Consider the following 17,898-nt stretch of genomic DNA (forward strand, 5'->3'; position numbering starts at 1 on the left):
GGCAGTCCGATCCGGGGCCGGCCCGAACTGCCGTGGAGGGGAGGGCAGCGCCCCTCACCTCGCTTATCCCGCTGGATTCCAAGTGAAGGCGTCCGGGTGGGTCTGTTCGCGTACCGTCCCGAACTGCTGCCGCACCGACTGCCCCACCGCTAGTTCGTCACCGGGCTCAAAGAGTTGGCTGGCGGCAGCGGGCCAGGTCGGCGGCGTATGCGGGGCGAGAGTGCCGTGGCTGACGCCGAGCGCCCACGCGGCCTGCCGCGCGGCCCCGATCGCCGCATAGTCGGCAGGCTCGGGCACCACGATCGCCGCTCCGAGCACCGAGGGAGCTATGGCCTGCACCGCGGGCAGCCCGGCTGTTGGGCCCAGCAGGAACACCCGCCGCACCTCCACGCCGCGCGCGCGCAACACATCAAGGGCGTCCGCGAGCCCGCACAACATCCCCTCGAACGACGCCCGCGCCAGGTGCTCGGGCTTCATGCTCTCCCGGCGCAGACCCGACAAGGTGCCCGCAGCGTGCGGAAGGTGCGGGGTGCGCTCGCCCTCCAAATACGGCAGCAACACCAGCCCGTGCGAACCGGGCGTGGACTTCAAGGCCAGCTCGGACAGCCCCTCCAGGTCGGTGCCCAGCAACTCGGCGGTGCCGCGCAGCGCCCGTACGGCGTTGAGCGTGTGCACCACGGGCAGATGCATGCCGGTGGCGTCCGCGTACGAGGTGATCGTGCCGGTCGGATCGGCCAGCGCCGTGTGGTGGACGGCGAACACCGAACCCGAGGCGCCGAGCGAGACCACCGCGTCCCCGAGGGAAACCCCGAGCCCGAAGGCGGCGGCCATGGTCTCGCCGGTGCCGGCCGAGATCAGCAGCCCCTCCGGCGTGTGCCCCGCGGGCTCGGCCGGCGCGATGACCTCCGGCAGCCGCAGCGGATGCCCGAGCGCCAGCTCGGCGAGGTCGGAGCGGTACTGACCGGTCGCGGCCGACCAATAGCCGGTGCCCGACGCGGCCCCGCGGTCAGTGGTACGTCGCGCCGGCCGCCCAAGGAGTTGCCACACGAGCCAGTCATGCGGCTGAAGCACCTCGGCCACCCGCCGCGCAGCATCGGGCTCGGAGCGCGCCAACCAGCGCAGCTTCGCCACGGCCTGCGCCGCGTGCGGCACGGTTCCCACCGCCTCGGCCCAAGCGGGCCGCCCGCCGAGCGCGTCCACCAGATCGGCGGCGGCGGTCTGCGCACGCTTGTCGTTCCCCAGCATCGCGGGACGTACGAGCACCCCGCCCGCGTCCAGGACGAGCAGCCCGTTTTGCTGGGCGGAGACGCCGATGGCCTGCACACCTTCGAGCAATCCGCCGTCCGCGGCCTCCCCCAGCGACAGCAACCACGCTTGCGGGTCCACATCGGTCCCGGTCGCGGGATGCGGAGCGTAACCCTGCTTGAGTACGGCGCCCGTGTCCGTGTCGCAGACGACGACGCGCGTGCACTCAGACGAACTGTCCAACCCGGCGACTATCCCCATGGGCCCCGATAATGCCTTATCGCCCGGCAGTCGCCGCCACGCGGGAAGGGTCAACGCCCTACAGGCCGCCCCGCGCATGGCTCCTGACCTGCCCGAATCCCAGGATTCGGCGAAACCTGCCGGCCGGCGTGCGGTACGGACCTGGACCCGGTATGACCGCGCGGCGTCGCCCCCCCGGGCATCCGGAGCGGGCCCGAGACGTGCCCCCGGGGAGACGAGGCGGGCCCGGGACGTGCTGCCCCGGGCCCGCGACGTGAACTGTCGAGCGGCGTGAGCCGCTGCACGGCACTAGGTGTTGCTCGTGCCCCAGTCATCTTCCGTGGCGTTGCGTTGCTCACGCAGCGACTGGACCCGCTCCGAAACGGAGTCGGGGAGCCGGTCGCCGAGCTTCGCGCTGACCGCATCGAACGCCTTGCCCGCCGCCTCGCGCCCGCTGTGCGCGGCGGCCTCGGCCGTATTGCGGACCGCCGGATTCTGGGAGACTCGCTGCGCGCTCTTGCGCAACTGCTCGTACCGCTCGCGCCCCGCCCGCGCGCCGAGCACGTAGCCGACGGCGACTCCGGTGATGAACGTCAGCCGGTAGCGCATCACTCCACCTTTCCTGGCTTCTCCGCTGCTGGACCACACGGAACACAACAGACCCGCTGGGTTGTGCTGCCCGTCTACCCGCCGCGGCTGGTGATCACCCACTGACCACCCCCCTGATCATCCACGGGGAACCGATTGGCGAAGCACCCCCCTGCTTGCGCTAATGTATGTGTCGCAGCGAGCGCGCGCCGCCCGGAGGAGCCGGACAGGAGCGCGATCGAGGCACACAGAGCAATCCCCTGTAGCTCAATTGGCAGAGCAGCCGGCTGTTAACCGGCAGGTTACTGGTTCGAGTCCAGTCGGGGGAGCTCGGTCCCCTGTAGCTCAATTGGCAGAGCATTCGGCTGTTAACCGGAGGGTTACTGGTTCGAGTCCAGTCGGGGGAGCTGAAGAAAGAGCCCCGCAAGGGGCTTTTTTCATGCCCGCAGCCCTGCCCACCTCCCCGTAGACCCGAATTTCTCCCACCGGGGAACCGCACCCGAGCAGCCCACACTCCTCATAGATGCGCGATGCGGACCCTCAGGGGCAGCAGATCGTATGAGCGGCTATGCTGCGGCAGACGGCGCGCACAGATGTGCGCGACGCGCCGTTACGGGGCGGTAGCTCAGCCGGTTAGAGCAGCGGACTCATAATCCGTCGGTCGTGGGTTCGAGTCCCACCCGCCCCACCACCTCAAGTGGCAGAGGAATCGTTCTGACCAGGGTCTTAGCAGGTCAGGGGCGGGTATGACGGGGTCTCGGCGGCCCTTCGCGATCACTGTTTCATGATCGTGAGGACAAATTGAGGACGCAGGTCAAGCGGCGGGACGTAGTTCCTCGTTCGAGCCACCGTCGTCGCCCTCGGGTGCCTCGTCGGGGCCCTCTTCGTTCTCACCCTCGGGCTTGTTGCCTTCCTCGTTCGGAGGCTTCTCCTTCTGGGAGGACCGGGGCACGACTGCGCTCGTCGACTCCGCCTCAGCGGTCATGAGCTGAGGCAGGACGCTCGTGTAGGTGTCCGAGGTGATCTGGCGGGAGCTGTGTCCCAGCCGCTCCTGGACGACCTTGATGTCCGCCCCGCCGAGGAGCGCCAGCGTCGCCGACAGGTGCCGGGTGTCGTGCAGCCGGACCGGGGGGAGCCCGGACAGTTGCACGAGCCGGTTGAACCGTCGGCTGATCCAGTCGGGGTGCAGTGGTTCGCCGTTTTCATGGGTCCAGACCCGGTTGCTCTCAACCCATGCTTCCTCTCCGGACCACTGCTCACGCTCTTTGCTGCGAGTGATCCGCCAGTTCTGCAATGGCCGCGAGTCAGGGCATCGAGAGTGACGGTACGGACGCTGTCCTGCTTCGGAGCTTCGTCGTACTGCCGGTACGCGATCTCAACCGTTTGTGCGGAGATCCGGAACCATGGTCCGGACAGGCTTATCTCCGGCCAGGGCAGAGCTGCCATCTCACCGCGCCGGGGACCACGGAAGATGAACCCGTGCCACATGCCGTACAGCCGGTCATCGCATATGGAGTCGAGGAACTGGCCGGTCTGCTCCGGTGTCCACACCATGACGGGGCTGGGCTTTTGGCCTGTCCGCTTCCACTCTTCGACTCGCTCCGGCGTCCAGACCAGTGCCTTGGGCCGCTTCACCGCCGGCAGCTCGACCATCGCCGCCCAGTTGGTCGCGTACTCGCCGCGCTTGATGCCGCTGCCTAGGAACGAGCTGAGGGTGGCGTTGATGCGGTGCATCGTCGCGGCGCTGGTGATCTTTCGCTTGCCCTTGCGGCCCTCGCGCAGCGCGGCGTTGGCGCACAGGCAGGCCCGGCGCGTGCGCCGCCGCTCCTCCTTCTTGCCCGCGGACCGGACCCACGCGGTATGGGCGACAGGGCGCGCCTCCTGCAACTCGACCATCTTGGCGTAGTGAAGCAGCCGCTCGGAGTTCTCGCGCTCGATCGCGTCGTACAGAGCCTCGACGTGGCGCAGCTTGAGGTCGCGACGCTTGATGTGCCCGAGGTGCGGTTCGAGGTAGAGCGCGATGTGCTCCTCGTGCCCGTGCCGGGTGGTGCGAGCCAGGCCCCTCTTCCTCTTGAGCCAGGTGTGCAGGTCCTCGCCCACGGTGGCGTCTCTGAGGACGTCAGCGCCTCCGACAGCGTCGCGGTAGATCTCCTCGGCCTTCGCCTTCGCGTCGTTCTTGGTGGCGAATCCCCCTCGTCGTACGTGCCGACGCTTGCCGCCCTCCCCGGCTTCGAGTTCGAAGTAGAAGTACCAGGTGCCGTGCCCCTTCTGCGGCGTCACCGGGGCGGTTCCCGCACCCACAACGATGAAAGGCCAAGCTGGATGAAGTTGGCGCACGCCTTGCTGATCGTCGCCGCCGTCGGCACCGCGCAACTCGTGCTCTCCGGGGGGCAGCACCGGCACCGGCAGAAGCTCGCTCTGGACGCCGCGTCCATGCACGCGAAGTGGATCTCCGACGTGGCCGCCGACACCGACCATCAGGCCGTGTGGGCCATCCCCGGAGAGGCCACCGGTGAGGAGTACGCGCAGTGCAACCGCCTGGTCGCCTTCCTCGCGGTGAAGTACCGCGTCGGCCTGCTCGATCGTCAGTCCTTGCGGACGAACGTTCGCCGGCTGATGGACCGCGGCATCGCGCGCTCATACTGGTCGCGATTCGGCTCCTTCCGCGAGGAAGAGGCCGCAGACCGTATCGACCGAGCCTTCAACGCGGTCATGGCTGACGAGTTCGAGCTGAACGCCACGGACAAGGCAGCGGCCTGACCCCTCCAGCCGACTGCCGCCCACAGACTCCGCCCCGGCGGGCCGGTTGCCCTGAGCCCGGCTCGTCGAGGCGGTAGCACTCCCGCTCCGGAAAGCGGAGTTGATGCGTCCGCGCGATCAGCGCCGAGGCCGGGTCGGGTGGCCGGGAAGCACTCCTGCTGCGTTGCGGTCTCCATACGCTCCGCACGTAGGGCCCGGCAGTACCACCATCCGCAATTCGATTCGAAAAAACGGGAGTTCGTATGAGTCCCCAGATCGCACACACCACGCAGGTGACCCCCCAGGATTCGGGTACGACGGACGGCTTCGACCTGGACGTCTCCCTGGTGGAGGTCTCCGACACCGCCGGCCTGATCAGCCTGACGAACGACGGCTGCGGCGAGACCTGCGGCGCCTGCACCACCAACGTCGCCTGATCTGAGGCGCACGTCATCTCAGGCCGGTGCCTTCGCGACTCACCGCGCGAAGGCACCTGCCGCCCGCCAGGACCACGGAGGTTGTGATGGCTTCGAGCACTGCGTTTCGCGCCGGGAGGGCCGTTCTCCTCCGCGCGGTCGCCCACCCGGAACTTCCCATTTCGGTGTGCCCGGACCTTGATGACCCCTCTCCTCGCAGCACGGCTGCCCGGCTCAAATGGCTGCGCGAGGTGTGGTCCGAGGCGGACATCGCTGAGGCTCTGGAGCACGCCAGCCCTGCTCTTGCTTCGCAGGTGCGCGCACTGTGCTCGTCCAGCGATCCGGCAGCGCGTGACGTGCGGCGCGCCGTGGCCTCAGTGGCGCGCTATGTGCTGCGCGCCGAACACCGGGCGACACCGTTCGGCCTGTTCGCCGGCGTGGCCCCGGCCACCGTCGGGCACAGGGCGCAGGCAGCGTGGGGCACGGACCACACGGTTGTCGGCCGGGCGAGTGCGGAGTGGCTGACCGCCGTGGTCGAACGGCTGGAGTCCTGCTGTGAACTGATGGAACGGCTTATGGTCGCCGTCAACAACACCACGGCGGAACGCGGTGACCGGCTCATCGTGCCGTACAAGTCCGACCCCCAGGGCGCCCGTCGGCGCGCGGTCGAGGCATCGGTGGCTCTGACCGGTCCGGTGCGGGCAGTCCTGGACGCAGCACGCGAGCCGATCCCTGCGGGCATCCTCGCGGACAAGCTCGCTGCCGAGTTCCCCGCAGCAGGGGCGGAGAAGGTTCAACGACTGGTACGAGAACTGGTTGAGCACCAGGTGCTGATCACGAACCTGCACGCACCGAGTACGGAGACCGACGCTCTGCGCTACCTGGTGACCCGGCTCGACGAGGTGGGTGCCGACAGTGTGGCACCGGTTGCTGAGACGGTCCGCGAACTGCGCGCCGTGCAGAACGAACTCAGCGGATGCGGTTCCCGAAGGGGCCGGGCCCGGGCCAGTGCCCGGATGCGGGCGTTGGTCCCGGACTTGAAGCGGCACCCCTTGGCGCTGGATCTGCGGCTGGACGCTCAGGTCGAGTTGCCCGAAGCCGTGGCGCAGGAGATCGAGCGTGCCGCCAGCGTCCTGACCCGGATCAGCGCCCACCCGTACGGAACAACGGCCTGGAAGGCGTACCAGCGGCGGTTCTACGAGCGGTACGGCATCGGCACGATGGTGCCGCTCCGCGAGGTCGTCGCCGACAGTGGTACCGGCTTTCCCGACGGGTACCCGGGCACCCAGACCGCCGAAGACCGCTCCCGCCTCTCCGAGCGGGACGACACCTTGGTTCGGCTGGCGCAGGCCGCCGCTCTCGACGGCCGCAACGAGGTGGTGCTCACCGATGATCTGATCGCCGCGATGGACCTGGGGCCGGAGCGCCCCAGGGTGCCGCCGCACCTAGAGGTCGGCGTTCACGTGCACGCGGCCAGCATCGAGGAGCTGCACCGCGGGCACTTTCGCTTGGAGATCACAAGCGTGTCCCGTGGTGTTGGGGTCACCACCGGCCGCTTCCTCAGCGTGCTGGCTCCCGAGGACCGCGATGTGCTGTCGGCGGAGCTGGCCGATCTGCCGACCGCTGACGGCGGCACCATCGCCGCGCAGTTGTCGTTCCCTCCTCTGCTGTCCACCAGCGCCCACGTCACGCGAACTCCGCAGGTGCTGCCCACAGTGATCAGCGTCCAGGAGCACCGCGCTACCAGCAGCGACGTCCTGACGCCCGGCGACCTGGCGGTGGCGTGCGACGGGCGCCGTATGTATCTGGCGGCACCCGAACTCGGTCAGCGCGTCGAGGCCGTGGGGATGCACGCGCTGAACCTCACCACGCACACCCCGCCACTGGTCCGGTTCCTCACGGAGCTGTCCCGCGCCCAGTGCGCGCAGGTCACCCTGTTCAACTGGGGCGCCGCGAGCGCAATGCCGTTCCTGCCCCGGCTCCGTTACGGGCGCACGGTGCTCGCCCCCGCACGGTGGCGGCTGGGGGCGGCCGAGCTACCCGGCCGCGACCGGCCCCAGGACCAGTGGGACACCGTCTTGAAGGAATGGCGGACGCGGCGTCGGATGCCGCAGCGAGTGCTGATGGCCGAGGAGGACCGACGCCTTCACCTCGACCTCGACCAGGCCGGACACCGCACCCTGCTGCGCCAGCACCTGAACCACGCCCCCCTGGCGGTGTTCGTGGAAGCCGAGGCGACCGACGCGTACGGCTGGTCCGACGGCCGTGCGCATGAGGTCGTCATGCCGCTCAAGGCGACACGACCGCCGGCGTGGCCCGCGCTGCCGACCCCCACACCAGCCCGCGCTTTCTCGCCGGAGCAGATCCAAACGCCCGGAGTCTCGTCCCTGCTGCTGGCCACCCTGTACGGCGACTTACGCCGTCAAGATGCCCTGCTCGCCCAGCACCTCCCGGTCCTGCTGGATCGGCTCGGCGGCCCGCCGTGGTGGTGCATCCGTTTCCGCGACCCGGATCAGCACGTGCGGCTGCGGATCGCTTTGCCTGATTCCGACGCCTTCGCCGCTGCGGCCCGTACGGTCGGCACCTGGGCCGATGAGCTGCGCACCATCGGATTGTTGTCGGACATGCGCTTCCCCACCTCCTACCGTGAAATGGGGCGCTGGGGTTCAGGGAATGCCTGGAACGCGGCCGAGGAGGTGTTCCGCGCGGACTCGCGTGTCGTCGTCGCCCAGCTCTCCCAGCCGCACCGTCCGCCTCGACGTGCACTGGTGGCCGCGCACACCATTGCCATCGCCTCCGCGTTCCTCGGTGGCACGGAGAAGGCAATGCCATGGCTGATCGACCACATCCCGCCCGCCGCACCCGCGACGGTGCCGCGCCCGGAATTCACCGAGACCGTACGGCTGGCCGATCCGTCCGGCAACTGGTCGGCGCTGCGCGGCGCGCCCGGCGGGCACACCATCGTAGAGGCGTGGGCCGAACGGGACATGGCACTCAGCGCCTACCGGTCGCACCTCCCCGGCCCGGATACCAAGGGCATCGGCCTGGACGACGTCCTCTCTTCGCTCCTGCATGTGCACTTCGTACGGCACGTGGCGGTCGACTTCGCCGAGGAAGAGATCTGCCTCTATCTCACCCGCGCCGCCGCCCTGGCCTGGATGGCCCGGAGGGAACGATGACCCACCCCGTCGCGCTCAAGACCGCGGACGCCGTCGCCGACCTCCTGGCCGACCCCGCGACCGCACCTCTGGGGCCGGACGCGCCGCTTCACCGCCAGCACCTCGCGTACGGGCCGACCGGTATTGCCCTGCTGCACATCGAACGGGCCGCCGCCGGCCTGGGACCTTGGCAGCGCGCCCACGACTGGCTTGCCGCGGCCACCCGGCAGCCGATCACCAGCGGCCCCGACAGCCACCCCTTCTACGGTGCGCCCGCCCTCGCGCACGTCATGGCCTGTGCCGCTGACCAGCTTCCCGGCGCCTATCGGCGCGCCCTGACCACCCTGGACCAGCAGGTAGGGGCCGACATCCGCCGCCGCTTGGAGGCCGCGCACCGGCGCATCGACACGGGACGCCTCCCGGAGTACGCGGAGTTCGACACGATCCGGGGTCTGGCGGGCTACGGTGCCTACGCTCTGCGCCGAGACCCCAACGGCATCGACGTACGTGCTGTTCTCGACTACTGCGTACGCCTCACCGAATCGACGAACCACGACGGCGACGCCCTGCCGGGGTGGTGGACCCTCAGCGGACCCACCGGCCGACGAGACGACCGCTATCCGGGCGGTCACGCCAACAACGGTATGGCGCACGGCATCGGCGGTGTGCTCGCCCTGCTGGCCCTCGCCGCCCGACGGGGCGTCACCGTCGGTGGCCACCGAGACGCCGTCCGCACCATCCTGGCCTGGTTGGGCCGGTGGCAAGAGAGGACGGGCCAAGGCGAAGCGTGGCCGTACTGGGTCAGGAGAGACGAGCTGCGCACCGGACGTCTCGACCCGTCCCCGCCGCGGCGACCGTCGTGGTGCTACGGAACCGCCGGTCTGGCCCGTGCCCGGCAACTTGCCGCACTCGCCCTCGGCGACACCGGCCGCCAGGTCGAAGCGGAGAACGCGGTTGTGTCCGCCCTCACCGATCGTGCGCAGCTCAAGGCGACCACGGACAACGGCCTGTGCCACGGCTCCGCCGGCCTCGCCCACATCGCGGCCCGGATCGCCGACGACGCGCACCCCTCCACGGTCGGGTAGCTCCGCGCGGCGATACCCCCGCTTTTGGCTACCGCCTGCCCGCCCGGAACCGTCCCGGAGGAGACAGCAGGGGCGGTCATCAAGGACGAGGAAGCAGGGCCCGGATTCCTGAACGGCGCCGCCGGAATGGCGCTGGCGCTGCTGGCCCCTGCCACCACCGCCCCGCCCCAATCCGGCTGGGACACCTGCCTCCTCATCGCCTGACCCACCGACCGAAGGACCTCACTATGGCCCCGGACCGCTGGCACCAGCACAACATCACCTTCGCCGACCGCGACACCGGCAAGCGCGCCATCGCCGAACACCTCGGCCCGGCCCTGCTCGCGGCCGAGGAGGCCGGGGAGCTCGACGGCTGGTGGTTCATGAACAAGCAGCCCTGGCCGCTCCGGTATCGCGCCACCCGGCCGTCGCCGACGGCCCAGTCAGTCCTGAGTGAACTCGTAGAGAGCGGGCTGGTGAAGACCTGGCTGCCCGGTATCTACGAGCCGGAGACGGCTGCCTTCGGCGGTCCATGTGCCATGAACGCCGCCCACGAACTGTTCCACGAGGACAGCCGCCACCTGCTCATCTATCAGCCAGGTCCTGGGCACGTGGGCCGCCTGGAGACAGCCGTCCTCCTGATCAGCGCCATGATGCGCGCCGCCAGCTTGGACTGGTTCGAGCAAGGCGACGTCTGGGCGAAGGCAGCCGCACTCCGATCGGTGCCGGGAACACTGCCACCTGATCGCGCAATTGCCCTGGGCGCGGCGGTCAAGAAGCTGATGACCGTTGACACGCGCAGCCTGTCCCGCCCGGCCGGCCCAATGGCCGGACACGACGAGTGGGTAGCTGCCTTCGAACGGGCGGGTGCCACGCTGGCCGACCTTGCCGCCAACGGTGGGATCAGGCGCGGCCTACGAACCGTCATCACCCACCACCTGATCTTCCACGCCAACCGCGCCGGTCTTCTTCCCGATGACCAGAGCGCCCTGTTCAACATCGCACGAGAGGCAGTCATGGGATCGAGTGACAACACCGCGTCGTCCGCCGAGGGGACGCCCGAAACCACTAGCGTCAAGGTGGTGAATACCGACACGCTCGCCAACTCCGAGGCCGACGCGGCCCAGCTCCGCAACGCCCTGGTCGACAAGATCCGCGAATCCGGCTACGCCCGCACCCCTGCGGTCGAGACCGCGCTGCGCACCGTGCCCCGCCACCTGTTCGTGCCCGACGCGACGCTTGAAGACGCATACGCCAACACGGTGGTCGACGTCAAATTCGACACCGACGGCACGTCGATCTCCTGCGCCTCCCAGCCGCAAATCGTCGCGATCATGCTGGACCAGTTGGAGGTCCAGCCCGGCGAACGCGTCCTCGAACTCGGCGCCGGCACCGGCTACAACGCCGCGCTGCTCGCTCATCTCGTCGGTGAGACCGGCCACGTCACCACCATCGATGTGGACGACGACCTCGTGGAAGGAGCGCGTGCGCACCTTGCCGCAGCCGGGTTCACCAACGTCGAGGCGCTGACCCGCGACGGAGCCATCGGTCACGCCGAGGGCGCACCGTACGACCGGATCATCGCTACCGTCGGCGCACACGGCGTCCCTCACGCCTGGATCGACCAACTCGCGCCCGGTGGAAGGCTCGTGGTTCCCCAACGCCTCAAGGGCAGCGTGTCCCGATCCATCGCCTACGAGCAGCGCGACGGCCGCTGGACCAGCGTCAGCAGCAAGATGAACACCTTCATGCCGCTGCGCAGGGGCATCGCCGACGACGCCCGACCCGTCATCCCGCTCAGCGCCGACGGCACCGTACGGCTCCAGACCTCCGCCGGACAGCCCATCGACGCTGGGGCCTTGGCCGCAGTGCTGGAGCAGCCGCGCACCGAGGAGTGGACCGGGATGATGGTCCGCGTCATGGAGTCCCCGGAGTGGATGGAGCTGTTCGTCACCTGCTCGCTGCCCAGCGGCCTGATGCGGATGCTGTTCCCGAAGGAAGCCAAGGGGGCGCTGCTCACCGAAGACCCCTACCCGTCCTCAACTGCCGTGGTCGACAAGGGCGCCGTTACCTACCTCGCCCGCCGACTGTCGGAGAAGAAGACTCCAGAGGGCGGCAAGCTGTGGGAGTTCGGCGTCATCGGCCACGGCCCCGGCAGTGACGAGCTGGCCGCGCGGGTCGCAGACTCCATCCGTACCTGGGACCGCGAGTACCGCGACCGCGAAGCAACGTTCGAGATCCAGTCCCTCGACGCCCCGGCCATCGAGCAGGCCCCCGGCCTGTTCGCTCTCGACACCCCGCTGAACCGCATCGTCGTCGACTGGCGGTGATACCCGCCCGGCAGTGAAGGAAGTGGTGCCCGTCGCGTATCCGACGGGCACCACCGGTTCGCCCCAGCTCATCCCGTCACGTTGCTCCAGGGGGCACACATGGACTCGCACGGCCCGATAGCCAGGCGCTTTCCGCTCGTCGCTCGATTCCGGCCCGCCTGCCTGCCGCTGCACGCCCGCGTGACGGCTCTGGTGGAACTGGCTGAGAAAGCGGTGCAACGTGGCGACCAGGGCGTTGCCTCGGCCGTCTTCAATCAGGCCGCCCTACTCGCCTCCGACATCGACCTCCCCGACCTCGCCCGCTCCATGTGCCACTGGCACGCCGAGGCGTACCTGCGCGCAGGCCCGCTGCCCGCCATGAGCGCCATCCGTGGGCTGGAACCTCTGGTCAACCTGGCACGCTTGCAGATCCGCGCCGGCCACAACGACGACGGCCGCCAACGACTACTGGACCTGTACGAGGCCGTCGGTGCGGACCGGACCGCCGTTTTCGAGGGCATCACCGTGCCGGGGAGGCTTACTCGCTCCGACGAGGACCGGCGGGAAGTCCACGCTTGGCTGTGGCGCGTAGTGCTCGCCGACGGCACGCGCAGCCTCACCACCACGGGCCGCTGGTCCGAAGCCCTCGCGCACATCGAGCTGCACCGCGGCGTCGGCACACGGATGCTCGACGGACGCCAAGTCGCCGTAGTCGCAGCACTCACCGCAGGCGACACCGAACGCGCTGTCGGACTGCTCAGCAGCACGACGCCAGGCGATCCGTGGGAACAGGCTGTCACCGCGTGTCTCACCGCACTGTGCCGACGCGGCACCAGTCAGGACCTCGATGCCCGCGCGACCGGACTGGTGAGCACCTATCTCGACCACGATGAGCAACCAGGGCTGACCGTCTTCGATATCCGCCTCGGCCTCACAGTCCTGGACGTGATCGGCCCGAACCATTACGAGGCGCCTCGGCTCGTGGAGGACCTGCTCCGACGTACGACGGATACGCTCAACGGATACGCAGCCCGCGAGATTCTGGCCCACGCTATGTGCAGCACACTCCTCACAGGCAACCAAGCCCGGGACTGCCGAGACCTAATTCGGTCCTGTGGACTGGGGAGCGGCACTCTCCCTGACGATCTGTCCGCCGGTCTATCCGCCGCGCTCGACTCCAGTGAAGCGGTGATCACTCGCTCTCTGGGCACCCAGTCTGCGTTGCACACGGCGACCGGTTGAGCCGGGCTTTGAGGATTCGGCCTGTCGGTAGACGCGGCTACGCTCGAACACATGAGCGTGCCTACTGAGGGGCTGACTCTGGGGGCCGTCAGCGCGATCGTCGAGAAGAAGATCCTCACCAACAAGATCCGCATCTATCGGCCTGGCGAGCCGGTCTTCAATCCGGACACGGGGCAGTACGAGCCCGGTCCGCCCGTCACCATCTACGAAGGCCCAGGGGCAATCTTCCCCACTGGCGGTCCTTCCGTCGTCCTCCACCTCGCGGGACAGGCGTACGTGGACGACACCCTGTCCCGCTACCGACTGCTTACCCCGCTGTCGGCGCCGGTCGCCTGGCGCGAGGACACCGTGGTCAAAGTGGTCGTGCCCGAGGGCCACTGCGAAGGACGCAGAGACAAGCTGATCAACCGGCCAGAAGCGTAAGAGGTCGTCGGCCAACTTCACCGCCTCACACAGGACCCGGCCTACGCCGATCGCACCATGGGAATCATCATTTTGCGCCACGGCGCCCAGACACGACTCGTTCAAGACCTCGTTGATCAACGCATCCCGATGCCCGCCCGAGAGCGCCACAACATCCAGATCGGCACACCCGAAGAGTTCCAGGGCGATCAACGCGACATCATCCTGCTCTCGATGGCCGCAATGATATCGCCGCGACTGGCCGCCATCACGAACGACGCTTCAACGTCGCCGCCAGCCGAGCCCGCGACCAGATGTGGCTCTTCCACTCCATGGCTGCCGACCAGCTCAGCAGCAAGGAGCTGCGGCACTCGCTGCTCACTTACATGCAGAGCCCGCCTCCGCCCTACACCCACGCCCACCAGCCGGTTCATGTCAGCCCCGATCGAGTCTGCGCCCCCTTCCAGTCGCTCTTCGAACAGAGCGTCTCTCTGCGCATCAAGGAACGCGGCTACGACGTGGTGCCGCAGTGGGAAGTCGACGGTAAATACATCGACCTCGTCGTCACTGGCGACCACAGGCGCCTCGCCGTCGAGTGCGACGGAAGCCCCTACCACTCCACCCGCCAGCAGATGCACGACGACGCAGAGCGGGAGCGTGAACTCCGGCGCGCTGGCTGGACATTCTGCCGTGTACGCAGCAGTGCCTTTGCTATGTCGCCGGAAGAGGCCCTGGCGCCATTGTGGAAACGCCTGACCGAGCTGGCCATTCACCCACGCGCTACGCCGGAGATCCTTGAGGAGGACGCAGAACCACACGGGTCATGGACACCGGTCGGGCTAGCTGAAGCCGAGCCCGACGACGAAGACATGGATGCCTACGACGGTGAATCGGACGACGACGGCGAGGCGGCCTGACATGGAGAACTTCGACGACAGCACCCTCGACGAACTAGCCGCCTTGATCTGTGGTGACGAGCCCGGCGTGAAACGACGGCGTGGCTGGGAGCTGGCGCTCTTCCTGCGACGGACCGGCTGGGAAGACGTCCCCGATCACGACGGCAGTCCACGCCATCGTTGGACCCTCGACATCCTGCGCGAACGGAAAGAGGGCAACGCCGGCGACATTGAGCACGTTGTCCTGCGCCTGGCTGATCGACGGGAGTATCAGCAACAGCCCAGTGAGTACGACCCTGTCATCGAACGCTTCCAAGAAGTTCTGGAGTTGGAAGGCCGCCGCATCGACTACCGAGGCGGGCAGCCCCTCCTTGTCGAGTACGACCCCGAAGAGCCGCCACGCGTACAACGTGTGGAACTCAAGGTCGCCATTACCGACATCGTCTCCGACCCGTATCTGGCTCGCGCGGTGCAACTGCGCCTCGATGAGGCACGCACCTGTCAAGAACAGGATGCCTACACGGCGCGGTCGTCATGCTCGGTAGCCTTCTCGAAGGCGCCCTGGTCCATGCAGCCGAAGCCAGGCAGGCAAACCTGCCCTTCCCCAAGCCGCTACGAGCCGCTGGGTTGCAGGAACTCGTCCAGCACGCGCACACCAAGGAGGGGATCGACCACGACGCCAAGCTGGCATCGGAGCTGTTCCGGACCTATCGCACCCTGGTCCATCCCCTCGCGGAGAAGCGAACCAAGCACAGAGCAGACTTCGACACGGCCGATCTGTGCTGGTCGCAGTCAACGCTGTTCTCAATGACCTGGCGGCAAGCCACCCACGGTTGCACTTGTCGAAGCGTGCACGAGCATGATCAGGCGCCAGCGTCCAGCGAAGAAGATGTTCAGGATTGGCGCCGCTAGTGCATTCTGGAAGGTCAACTTCCCGCAGTTGATGAGGTGGGCTCCGTGTGCCAGGCCCCCCGCCCTCGGCATTCGAGCGTGCCGCTGGACAGGCGTCGTGCTGCAGCGGCTGATGTTCCCGCCCACCCCTCCTTTGCCCAACGCGTATTCACCGGCACCCTGATCCGGCGCGTCGATCGCACCACGTACGAACACGACGCCCAAGGCCGCCTGACCCGCCGTACCCGTCGCTTACTCAACGGCCAGCGCCGTACCTGAACTTACCGGTGGAGCGCGGAGGACCGCCTCACAGAAGCCGTCACCCCAGACGGTGCAGTCTGGCGCTACACGTACGACCCGCTAGGCCGCCGAGCCAGTAAGCGCCGCATAGCGGACGACGGCACGGTGCTGGAGGAAGTTCGGTTCACGTGGGACGGCACACGCATAGCCGAACAGACCGCGCTGGACGGCCGGACCACCACATGGGAATACATGCCGGGGACACACCGGCCGCTGACCCAGACATCGCGCTACACGCCAGGGGAGGGAGAACCAGGAGAGGGAGAGCCAGGCAAAGGCGCGATACCCCGTGCTGCGAAGCTCTCCAAAACCGAGGTGGACGCCCAATTCCACGCCATCATTACCGACCTCGTCGGCACCCCAACGGAACTGGTCACGCCAGCGGGCAACCTGGCCTGGCAACATCGCACCAACCTCTGGGGCTCACCGTTGCCTGCCCCGGCGGATGGGGTGGATTGCCCGCTACGCTTCCCGGGCCAGTATACCGACCGCGAAACGAGCCTGAATTACAATTACTTCCGCTACTACGACCCCGAAACCGCCCGCTATATCAGTCCCGACCCCCTCGGTCTCGCGGCCGGTCCCGATCACCACAGGTATATAGATAACCCTCTCCGCCAGATTGACCCCCTTGGCCTTTATTCATGCGACAAGCCGGGGCTGGATGACGCATCCGAAGAATACATTAGAGGTAAGCATATGCCTGGCGGCGCAAGTGCCACAAGCGACAAAAGTATATTCAGATCCGATGAAGATCTTGACGACCTGGTTGAAACTGCCGGCAAGGTTGAACCTCGCGGCCCGAACGAGAATGGATTCTACGAACGTGATGTTGATGCCAAGCGTGATATTGGCAATCTCTCTCCGGATGTCGGAGGGTTGCCCACCACGTGGTATCGGGTCGTGCAGGACAAGTGGGGTGGAGTGATTACCATGCACCCGATATCTAAGCCTGCCAGCTGAGGCGAAAAATACTAGCAGACTCAGAGGGTTTCGCATGGGACTAGCAGTCTATATAGAAGATCAAGTACACGGGCGCTCATACGCGGGCCCCGAGGCAGGAAAGTGGCTGAGCAGTCTGGTATCAGCGGCAGCAGGGCATGGGCAACTGGCAGGTGTGCACGTTTACGGTGACACCATGTTTAACGTCGTCCAGCTACGTTGGCTGCTAGTCGAGATTGAGCGCATTTCTGCAGAACAGCCAAAGCTGAGTTCGGCAGCTACTGGAGTAGCGAAGCTAATTGAAGAGGTAATCAAGCAGAGGGGGTATCTTTGGATCTCTGGAGACTAGCCGCGATCGTTCATGAGACCCTCATGGACGATCGAGACTATTGATCCGAAACGCTTGTGATTTCGGGTGGTTGAGCTGGGAGTGGGTGGGGGACGCGCGGCATTTGCCGCTATGGGCACAGTGAGTCGTTCCGGGTGCAATCGAGGCTCGGGATCTGACTATGGCCTGGCGTTTTGCGATCTTTTTGTAATAGTCGGTCTCGTATTCGACGGTTGAGATGTGCCCAATTCCACCGTGGAGCCGGTGGTGGCAATGTCAGTCAACTCACTCGGCGGTGGCCAGCTCGACTTCGGAGGGTGTTTTCCGAGGGCGGCGGGGCCTGATCAGCTCGCTCTTGAACAGGCCGATCACGGACTCCATCAGGGTGTTGTCGTATGCGTCGCCGACCAATCCGGTCGATGCGGCGAGACAGAACAGCCGCGACCGGGCCCAGGTGAGGCGATGTGGCGCCAACTCTCCCCAGAACTTCACCACTTAGAGGTGAGGTTCGGTTACGGTAGACCCATGCCGAGGCAGCGACCGCTACCGCCTACGTGCCGCTGTGGCCCTACGCGGACAGCGACGCCGTCATCTGTGATCGTGTCCCGCACGCACTCACTGAAACGGGGCTGCCTCACGGGCCGTACCTGGCGATGCTCGATCAAGTCTTACGGTATCTGCTGGAGTTGGCCCGAGGCATCCACATCCAGGCCTCACTGCGCACCCAGCCGGGCCTGCCCCGTGTCACCGTCTGCCGGTCCTCCGAGCTGTGTGACCGTCTTCCGCCCGTGCGCTACCAGCAAGAATGATGGCCGATGCCCGCCTCCTCGGCACCCGGGTGGTGCGCGACTCCCACGTTTACCGCGATTCTCTGCGCCGCAAGTGCCTCCTTTTGGACCCCGTGTTTCCACTTTTCGGCCAGACCATTGAGGCAGCCGGAGCCACTCCCGCGTACTGCCCAATGGGCAAGACCACCGGACGCCTCGCCCCCGACCCATTCGCCTCGCTGATGTCGCGCGTACTAGCGTCAACTGCTCGTGCAGTCCGCCCAATCTGCTCGGATCAGTCTTCTTCGAATTCACCTTGCGTACGCCCCGCAGCCTCGCCCCGCATCCGCATCAGCTACGCGACTAGTCGC

Annotated in this window: 16 protein-coding genes, 3 tRNA genes and 3 pseudogenes; 15 read left to right on the forward strand and 7 right to left on the reverse strand. The window is 67.4% G+C overall.

What is annotated here, in order from left to right; genetic code table 11:
- Positions 1 to 63: 63 nt before the first annotated feature.
- Both FHS42_RS00615 and FHS42_RS00620 read right to left on the reverse strand, forming a co-directional pair.
- Complete coding sequence (locus FHS42_RS00615) at positions 64 to 1,506, reverse strand: FGGY family carbohydrate kinase (protein ID WP_184568496.1); 1,443 nt, start codon at positions 1,504 to 1,506, stop codon at positions 64 to 66.
- Between the two features lie 288 nt (positions 1,507 to 1,794).
- Positions 1,795 to 2,094 (reverse strand): YtxH domain-containing protein, encoded by a 300-nt coding sequence (locus FHS42_RS00620; protein WP_184568497.1) that lies wholly within the window; start codon positions 2,092 to 2,094, stop codon positions 1,795 to 1,797.
- A 235-nt stretch (positions 2,095 to 2,329) separates the two neighbouring features.
- Between FHS42_RS00620 and FHS42_RS00625 the strand changes: the two genes are divergently transcribed.
- From FHS42_RS00625 to FHS42_RS00635, 3 genes are all read left to right on the forward strand, one after another.
- Positions 2,330 to 2,402, forward strand: a tRNA-Asn gene (locus FHS42_RS00625).
- Between the two features lie 5 nt (positions 2,403 to 2,407).
- Positions 2,408 to 2,480, forward strand: a tRNA-Asn gene (locus FHS42_RS00630).
- Positions 2,481 to 2,687: 207 nt separating this feature from the next.
- Positions 2,688 to 2,764, forward strand: a tRNA-Ile gene (locus tag FHS42_RS00635).
- Between the two features lie 123 nt (positions 2,765 to 2,887).
- On the opposite strand, the gene FHS42_RS36050 is transcribed toward FHS42_RS00635, so the two are convergent.
- Positions 2,888 to 3,058 (reverse strand): hypothetical protein, encoded by a 171-nt coding sequence (locus FHS42_RS36050; RefSeq protein WP_221476099.1) that lies wholly within the window; start codon positions 3,056 to 3,058, stop codon positions 2,888 to 2,890.
- Positions 3,059 to 3,127: 69 nt separating this feature from the next.
- Positions 3,128 to 3,367 (reverse strand): annotated as a pseudogene (locus FHS42_RS38925) (site-specific integrase); the annotation flags it as partial.
- A 192-nt stretch (positions 3,368 to 3,559) separates the two neighbouring features.
- Here FHS42_RS38925 and FHS42_RS38930 point away from each other — a divergent pair.
- The gene (locus FHS42_RS38930) at positions 3,560 to 3,979 is read left to right on the forward strand and encodes a hypothetical protein (RefSeq protein WP_184568499.1); all 420 of its coding nucleotides are present in this window, start codon (positions 3,560 to 3,562) and stop codon (positions 3,977 to 3,979) included.
- 251 nt (positions 3,980 to 4,230) lie between these two features.
- On the opposite strand, the pseudogene FHS42_RS38935 reads toward FHS42_RS38930, so the two are convergent.
- Positions 4,231 to 4,512, reverse strand: a pseudogene (locus FHS42_RS38935) (Arm DNA-binding domain-containing protein); the annotation flags it as partial.
- On the opposite strand from FHS42_RS38935, the gene FHS42_RS36060 reads away from it, so the two are divergent.
- The 8 genes and pseudogenes from FHS42_RS36060 to FHS42_RS36070 all read left to right on the forward strand — a co-directional run bounded on the left by FHS42_RS36060 (position 4,396) and on the right by FHS42_RS36070 (position 14,320).
- Complete coding sequence (locus FHS42_RS36060; protein WP_221475932.1) at positions 4,396 to 4,833, forward strand: DUF6082 family protein; 438 nt, start codon at positions 4,396 to 4,398, stop codon at positions 4,831 to 4,833. The pseudogene FHS42_RS38935 and the gene FHS42_RS36060 sit on opposite strands and share 117 nt — an antisense overlap.
- Positions 4,834 to 5,075: 242 nt before the next feature.
- Entirely contained in the window at positions 5,076 to 5,249 is a 174-nt protein-coding gene (locus tag FHS42_RS00655) for an FxLD family lanthipeptide (RefSeq protein ID WP_184568501.1), read from the forward strand.
- Positions 5,250 to 5,335: 86 nt separating this feature from the next.
- A complete protein-coding gene (locus FHS42_RS00660; RefSeq protein ID WP_184568502.1) occupies positions 5,336 to 8,407 on the forward strand; it encodes a lantibiotic dehydratase in 3,072 nt (1,023 codons plus the stop codon).
- Positions 8,404 to 9,675: pseudogene (locus FHS42_RS00665) on the forward strand (lanthionine synthetase C family protein). Before FHS42_RS00660 ends, FHS42_RS00665 begins: the two are co-directional and overlap by 4 nt.
- A gap of 23 nt (positions 9,676 to 9,698) precedes the next feature.
- Positions 9,699 to 11,780 (forward strand): methyltransferase, FxLD system, encoded by a 2,082-nt coding sequence (gene fxlM / locus FHS42_RS00670; RefSeq protein WP_184568503.1) that lies wholly within the window; start codon positions 9,699 to 9,701, stop codon positions 11,778 to 11,780.
- Between the two features lie 99 nt (positions 11,781 to 11,879).
- Positions 11,880 to 13,001: a hypothetical protein gene (locus FHS42_RS00675; RefSeq protein WP_184568504.1), complete on the forward strand. Its 1,122-nt coding sequence runs from the start codon at positions 11,880 to 11,882 to the stop codon at positions 12,999 to 13,001.
- A 51-nt stretch (positions 13,002 to 13,052) separates the two neighbouring features.
- Positions 13,053 to 13,424, forward strand: coding sequence for a DUF6093 family protein (locus FHS42_RS36065; RefSeq protein WP_221475933.1), 372 nt, complete (start codon positions 13,053 to 13,055; stop codon positions 13,422 to 13,424).
- A 311-nt stretch (positions 13,425 to 13,735) separates the two neighbouring features.
- Positions 13,736 to 14,320, forward strand: a complete 585-nt coding sequence (locus tag FHS42_RS36070; RefSeq protein ID WP_221475934.1) for a PDDEXK-like endonuclease domain-containing protein — start codon at positions 13,736 to 13,738, stop codon at positions 14,318 to 14,320.
- Between the two features lie 34 nt (positions 14,321 to 14,354).
- On the opposite strand, the gene FHS42_RS00685 is transcribed toward FHS42_RS36070, so the two are convergent.
- Entirely contained in the window at positions 14,355 to 14,804 is a 450-nt protein-coding gene (locus FHS42_RS00685; RefSeq protein ID WP_184568505.1) for a hypothetical protein, read from the reverse strand.
- Between the two features lie 29 nt (positions 14,805 to 14,833).
- Here FHS42_RS00685 and FHS42_RS00690 point away from each other — a divergent pair, with 29 nt between their 5' ends.
- Positions 14,834 to 15,211 carry a hypothetical protein gene (locus tag FHS42_RS00690; protein WP_184568506.1) on the forward strand — a complete coding sequence of 126 codons (378 nt, stop codon included), beginning with the start codon at positions 14,834 to 14,836 and terminating at the stop codon, positions 15,209 to 15,211.
- A 384-nt stretch (positions 15,212 to 15,595) separates the two neighbouring features.
- Positions 15,596 to 16,453, forward strand: coding sequence for an RHS repeat domain-containing protein (locus tag FHS42_RS38450; protein ID WP_312866645.1), 858 nt, complete (start codon positions 15,596 to 15,598; stop codon positions 16,451 to 16,453).
- A gap of 592 nt (positions 16,454 to 17,045) precedes the next feature.
- Here the strand turns inward: FHS42_RS38450 and FHS42_RS00700 are convergent.
- Entirely contained in the window at positions 17,046 to 17,252 is a 207-nt protein-coding gene (locus tag FHS42_RS00700; protein ID WP_184568507.1) for a hypothetical protein, read from the reverse strand.
- A gap of 161 nt (positions 17,253 to 17,413) precedes the next feature.
- Here FHS42_RS00700 and FHS42_RS00705 point away from each other — a divergent pair, with 161 nt between their 5' ends.
- Positions 17,414 to 17,569: a hypothetical protein gene (locus FHS42_RS00705; RefSeq protein WP_184568508.1), complete on the forward strand. Its 156-nt coding sequence runs from the start codon at positions 17,414 to 17,416 to the stop codon at positions 17,567 to 17,569.
- Positions 17,570 to 17,898: the final 329 nt, after the last annotated feature.

Source organism: Streptomyces zagrosensis (assembly GCF_014203645.1).
Classification (GTDB): domain Bacteria; phylum Actinomycetota; class Actinomycetes; order Streptomycetales; family Streptomycetaceae; genus Streptomyces; species Streptomyces zagrosensis.

What these genes read in the sequence shown, in the direction of transcription:
- FHS42_RS00615 (WP_184568496.1), bottom strand. Translation starts at nt 1,506, where the DNA reads ATGGGGATAGTCGCCGGGTTGGACAGTTCGTCTGAGTGCACGCGCGTC.
- FHS42_RS00620 (WP_184568497.1), bottom strand. Translation starts at nt 2,094, where the DNA reads ATGCGCTACCGGCTGACGTTCATCACCGGAGTCGCCGTCGGCTACGTG.
- FHS42_RS36050 (WP_221476099.1), bottom strand. Translation starts at nt 3,058, where the DNA reads ATGACCGCTGAGGCGGAGTCGACGAGCGCAGTCGTGCCCCGGTCCTCC.
- FHS42_RS38930 (WP_184568499.1), top strand. Translation starts at nt 3,560, where the DNA reads ATGCCGTACAGCCGGTCATCGCATATGGAGTCGAGGAACTGGCCGGTC.
- FHS42_RS36060 (WP_221475932.1), top strand. Translation starts at nt 4,396, where the DNA reads ATGAAGTTGGCGCACGCCTTGCTGATCGTCGCCGCCGTCGGCACCGCG.
- FHS42_RS00655 (WP_184568501.1), top strand. Translation starts at nt 5,076, where the DNA reads ATGAGTCCCCAGATCGCACACACCACGCAGGTGACCCCCCAGGATTCG.
- FHS42_RS00660 (WP_184568502.1), top strand. Translation starts at nt 5,336, where the DNA reads ATGGCTTCGAGCACTGCGTTTCGCGCCGGGAGGGCCGTTCTCCTCCGC.
- fxlM (WP_184568503.1), top strand. Translation starts at nt 9,699, where the DNA reads ATGGCCCCGGACCGCTGGCACCAGCACAACATCACCTTCGCCGACCGC.
- FHS42_RS00675 (WP_184568504.1), top strand. Translation starts at nt 11,880, where the DNA reads ATGGACTCGCACGGCCCGATAGCCAGGCGCTTTCCGCTCGTCGCTCGA.
- FHS42_RS36065 (WP_221475933.1), top strand. Translation starts at nt 13,053, where the DNA reads ATGAGCGTGCCTACTGAGGGGCTGACTCTGGGGGCCGTCAGCGCGATC.
- FHS42_RS36070 (WP_221475934.1), top strand. Translation starts at nt 13,736, where the DNA reads ATGGCTGCCGACCAGCTCAGCAGCAAGGAGCTGCGGCACTCGCTGCTC.
- FHS42_RS00690 (WP_184568506.1), top strand. Translation starts at nt 14,834, where the DNA reads ATGCTCGGTAGCCTTCTCGAAGGCGCCCTGGTCCATGCAGCCGAAGCC.
- FHS42_RS00705 (WP_184568508.1), top strand. Translation starts at nt 17,414, where the DNA reads ATGCTCGATCAAGTCTTACGGTATCTGCTGGAGTTGGCCCGAGGCATC.